The sequence below is a fragment of the Sphingomonas sp. 37zxx genome, assembly GCF_000786205.1.
Lineage (GTDB): Bacteria > Pseudomonadota > Alphaproteobacteria > Sphingomonadales > Sphingomonadaceae > Sphingomonas.
The window spans coordinates 1-432 of the sequence record NZ_JROH01000121.1 but is presented as its reverse complement, the minus strand read 5'-3'; the positions used below and the strand labels follow the sequence as shown (position 1 = coordinate 432).

1 protein-coding gene and 1 pseudogene are annotated in these 432 nt (G+C 67.8%); both read left to right on the top strand.

All coding sequences use genetic code 11. The features are described from left to right. Nucleotides 1-57: 57 nt before the first annotated feature. Nucleotides 58-336 (top strand): annotated as a pseudogene (locus tag QU44_RS17030) (transposase zinc-binding domain-containing protein); the annotation flags it as partial. Then, the coding region (locus QU44_RS19065) for a transposase (protein WP_197054381.1) at nucleotides 297-432 on the top strand (136 nt) is incomplete at its 3' end. The pseudogene QU44_RS17030 and the gene QU44_RS19065, both read left to right, overlap by 40 nt.

Here is a 432-nt window from a genome sequence, read left to right as displayed (position 1 = left end):
CGCTCGACCGGCTGATGGCGCTGATGGAGGGCAATACACCCACCGGGTGAGCGCGCGATGCGCGCCTCACTCGAGGTCGCCGACATCTTCCGCGCTGCCGGTCCTGCGTACCGGACCGCCCATGCCGGGCATCTGAGCCTCGACCAGCTCAAGGTCATGTCGGCTGTCGAACATTGCCGCACCGCTGCGCTTGGTGGCCACATCGAGGGATGCACCGACTGCGGGCACTGGCGGGTGGCCTATAACAGCTGTCGCAACCGGCACTACCCGCGGTGCCAGGGTGCGGCCGCGCGAGCATGGCTTGCCGAGCGCGAGGCCGACCTGCTGCCGACCGGCAGCAGGTCATGACGCTGGCCGCTGACGAGTTCATCCGGCGCTTCCTGATCCACGTTCTACCGAAAGGCTTCCACCGCATCCGCCATTACGGCCTGC